This window comes from Pseudoalteromonas sp. NEC-BIFX-2020_015 (assembly GCF_012952265.1).
Classification (GTDB): Bacteria; Pseudomonadota; Gammaproteobacteria; order Enterobacterales; family Alteromonadaceae; genus Pseudoalteromonas; species Pseudoalteromonas neustonica.
Window position 1 is genome coordinate 1 of the sequence record NZ_JABCJL010000053.1, and the last position, 4109, is coordinate 4109.

The 4109-nt window shown below is 37.7% G+C and carries 3 protein-coding genes; 2 read left to right on the plus strand and 1 reads right to left on the minus strand.

The window, feature by feature from the left end; genetic code table 11:
- Positions 1-111: 111 nt before the first annotated feature.
- The gene (locus tag HH219_RS21335; protein ID WP_169328558.1) at positions 112-849 is read right to left on the minus strand and encodes an IS630 family transposase; all 738 of its coding nucleotides are present in this window, start codon (positions 847-849) and stop codon (positions 112-114) included.
- 586 nt (positions 850-1435) lie between these two features.
- Between HH219_RS21335 and HH219_RS21340 the strand changes: the two genes are divergently transcribed.
- Together HH219_RS21340 and HH219_RS21345 are read left to right on the plus strand one after the other, a co-directional pair.
- Entirely contained in the window at positions 1436-2830 is a 1395-nt protein-coding gene (locus HH219_RS21340; protein ID WP_169328559.1) for an RHS repeat-associated core domain-containing protein, read from the plus strand.
- A 62-nt stretch (positions 2831-2892) separates the two neighbouring features.
- Positions 2893-3429 carry a hypothetical protein gene (locus tag HH219_RS21345; protein ID WP_169328560.1) on the plus strand — a complete coding sequence of 179 codons (537 nt, stop codon included), beginning with the start codon at positions 2893-2895 and terminating at the stop codon, positions 3427-3429.
- Positions 3430-4109 lie beyond the last annotated feature (680 nt).

A 4109-nucleotide genomic window follows, 5' to 3' on the forward strand; every position in this document is an offset into this window, starting at 1 on the left:
GGAAGACACATACACCTTACAACGAATCAACATATTTAGAAGCACTAAAAAGAAGAGGTTCGCCGCTGTTAAAATTTGCAATAAATAGCTAAATTTTACTAGTTGTCCACCTCAGGGCGTGTTGTTACCGTCATTATGTGCGCGTAATTCGGTAAAAAACGTCTGAATTGTCTCACTATTTACTTTCTCATAGCGCTTAACGTGTGCCGCTGTTAAATTATTTAAATCAATCGCACCAATAAGATTTAATCGTGTTCGACTCCCTGTGGTTGCTAGCGGTTTATCCTGCCCTTTTCTTATCCAACCACAACTTACTTTTGTTGCCTGAGTTGGGTGGATTGCATCAATGAAATAGATTGTTTCATCAGCTACTTGCGCTTTTAACTCTTCATATTCTTTAATAAAAATAGCTTGTTTTTCTTCATCAAATTTATGTGGCACACCTTTAGGGTATTTGTAGCTAAAATTGTGCTGATGGAGCCATTTATTCAAGCCTGAAATAGAAAAACGGATTGTATGAGTTTTCCATATGTATTCGATGATTTCGTAAGAATAACGGTAAGTATTTTGCGTAATATGTTCAATTACATCAGCAGTTTGATGTTGACTTAAATAAGGGGGGGAGCCACCATTTTTAGGTGCTAACTTATTTTTACTTATATAATCATCGATGTGCCTGGTAATAGTGGTTTCATGAAGTCGCAATGCTTGAGCAATCATCGCTGTTGACCAACCTTCAGAGCGCAGTAATACCGCTTTGATGCGATCTCGAATACGGCCATCACGACTTGTGTCATGAAGGGCTTCAAGATCTATTTTTTGCTCGGTAGTCAATTTGATATTTTTCATAGGGGGTATGATGATCCCCATTATTGTATAAATCAAGCATCTTCATTGATCACGGGTATATTAAAAGTTAAAATAGCTTTTTTGAGAGTTTACTGTTTAAAGTGAGTGTTTTCTTATTATGTGTTTTTTCAGTTTTGCTAGTTCAGAATCATAGGTTGGATCTTAAGAAACTTGAAGTTGAACTCTGTTAATGATCAAACATACCTTAGTTCTTAATATTGAATAAACTAGACAGCCACTTTAATTGAGCAAATAAAACTGCGCTACTAAGTTTACTCTTTTGGGCTAAAAACTTATCTCTTCTTGAATTCAAGTATCATACTTTAGGATGGGTGTCATCTTAAGGTGATTTGATAAACCGTACAAAATAACCAAAAACTCAACAACGTATACCGAGTTTAAATATGACGAGCAAGGCAGCCGTTATTACCGTAAAGATGTACGCAATATCAATGGTGCACAACAAACTAAACAGACTTATTATGCAGGTAAAGCTTATGAATTAACCCGCCGCTCAGGTGGTAAAGATTCACAGGGTTCACAACTGCCAGATCAAGTAGAACATCGATGGTATGTGGGCGGTGTAGTGCTGAGCCAAATTGAAGGGCAAGCACAAAAAGTACAAGTAGCCCATACAGACATGCTTGGCTCTACAGTGCTAATTACAGATCACCAAGGTAAAGGCATTGGCCAATACATTTATGATCCGTGGGGCAAGCAGCAACAGGTTTATACAAGCCAAGCGCTCACCAGCAATGCGATGTTATTGTCGCAAATGCGCAGCTTCACTGGCCACGAACAAATGGATGAGCTGGAAGTCATCCACATGAATGGCCGCATCTACGATGCCAACATTGGTCGTTTTTTACAAGCGGATCCCTTTGTCCAGTTCCCTAATTTAACGCAAAGTCATAACCGCTATAGTTACGTGTTAAATAACCCCCTGACCTATAACGACCCCAGCGGTTATTTCTTGAAAAAGTTGATGAAAATAACGGGGCTTACTTCAATCCTCAAAGCCATTGCTAGTATTCCGATACTCGATGCGGCTGTAAGTATAGTAATAGGGATATATGCGCCGTGGGCATTACCGCTATACTCCGCTTTAAAAACATATGCAGTTACAGGTAGTTTTGGTGCCGCTTTAAAATCTTACGTAATATCGTATGCTACTATTGGAGTGTCTCAATATATCGGGGGGTTAAATTTGACCTATGCAGCCAATGTTGCTGCTCATGCTGCTTTAGGTGGAGTCACTTCGGTGCTCCAAGGTGGTAAATTTGGCCATGGCTTTGTCAGCTCCTTAGTCACCGCCAGTATGAAAGGGTTTATGAATCCGAAAACCACTGAATTTGGTAATGAGTATAGCCGTACCGCGATTGCAGGGGTTGTGGGCGGCACCGTGTCTAAACTTACGGGTGGAAAGTTTGCCAATGGCGCCGTCACCTCAGCAATGCAATGGTGGTATAATGCTGAAGGAGCAGGGGCTGTTGAAGCCAAAAAGCAGCAGATTAAAGAACATGCACAAGCGGTTCGTGAACATTTAGCTAAATTAAACTATAGAGATATAGGAGATCGAGCTAAGATAGCTGGATGGGCTATCAGGGGCGGCTATACAAAAGGTAATGGAGCGAATATTGTGAGGTCTAGTCTTGTTGCTAGACGAATTCGGACTTTTATGATAAACGACCTAAGTGTGGATGCATTTAATGAGTTGTTACCTTCAGCTATGTCGATTGCCAGTGGCGGCATGACATTAATAGGAGATCCCGAGCAAACAATTAAACAAGCTGTTGGAGTCTCTCTACCTAATATTGGCGTGATGGCTCAAGCTGACGGGGCCATGGGGCTATGGGCGTCGGCATCGGCGGCAAATAATTATTATAGCCGTTCAGACAGTTTTAAAATGACTCTCAACAAACTAGATAGCCGCTCGTTGAAATATTATGCAGAAAATTGTGGAAGTGCATTCAGATGTTAAAAAGAATACTCCAAACTATTCTCTTAGGTTTATTTTCTAATATTTGTTATGCGGGGTGTAACTTGTCTGCATCTGATGTTGAAGTTATGAAAATTTATCGTTTTATTGATAAAAGTCCCATTGAATCTTTGAAACATTTTAATCTAGAGAGTTCTGAGGGTTTGGAAGTGGGTATACCTAAAGACTCTAGCTATTATAGTGAAAATATAGGCACGGACGAGCGACCTCTAGTTGTGAATATATATGAAAATGATAACTACGAACTTCATTTTACAGAGATGGTAGTTAACGCGCTACCAACTATAAACCTTGTTAATAATAATTACTTTGATGTTTTGATTTCCATTATTAATGATTTTAGAAAAGATAATACCTTGTCCTGTAAGCCTAAAAAAATCGCAAATTATTTGGCTCTTACTTCACTTGTTGTACATTCAGGGTCAAAATATATTGAGGTTTTTTCGTCTAAAACTGAAAATGTAATTGTTTGGTATCACGAAGGCGACTGGAAAGATGCGAGCTTTATAATTAAGACCAAGTATAATGATCGGATCTTAATTGGTGGGGTTTTAGAAAAGGAAATAAATAAATTTAAATAGAAATGGTGGGGTCAGGTCTTTCTATTTTCCTTTGTATTTTATTTGCGATTACAGTTTTGTAGTAATAGTTAAAATAACGTTGTTGAGAGTTTAATATGTTTAAAGTGAGTGTTTTCTTGTTATGTGTTTTTTTCAGTACTGTTAGTTCAGTAGCAATGAAATGGGCTGATGATTATTGGCGTGGTAAAGGTGTTGAAGTAGATAATGCATACCTTCAATCGGATAAGAAGAGTAGGGTCAGGTCTTTCTTTTTGCCTTTTTATTTTCTTGCGACTAAAGCTTTATGTTAAAAATTTAAAATAACTTTGTTGAGAGTTTAATATGTTTAGAAATAAGTAACTGGGGTCAAATCTTGACTTCAGACATCAAGAAATAAAGTAAATGGGAGCAGCTCTTTCTTTTTGCCTTTTTATCATAATAGTTATTTTTAATAAGGATATTAAATATAATGTTATTAAGAGGAATTAATAGGTCTTTCTTCTTGCCTTTTTATTATGAGTTTTTAAATGGATATTAAGTAATGCTTTTTAGTTTTTATCTTGAATTAAATAAGAGTAACAGGGGTCAAATCTTGACTTCAGACACCAAGCAAACCATTGGGACAGACACTTGATATTATTGGTCTGTTAAATGGTGTTCATGGCACTGGGATCGTACAGGGGATGACAAACTATACCGAA

Bases quoted from the DNA above. Each gene is read 5' to 3' on its own strand.
- HH219_RS21335 (WP_169328558.1), bottom strand. From the start codon at position 849: ATGAAAAATATCAAATTGACTACCGAGCAAAAAATAGATCTTGAAGCC.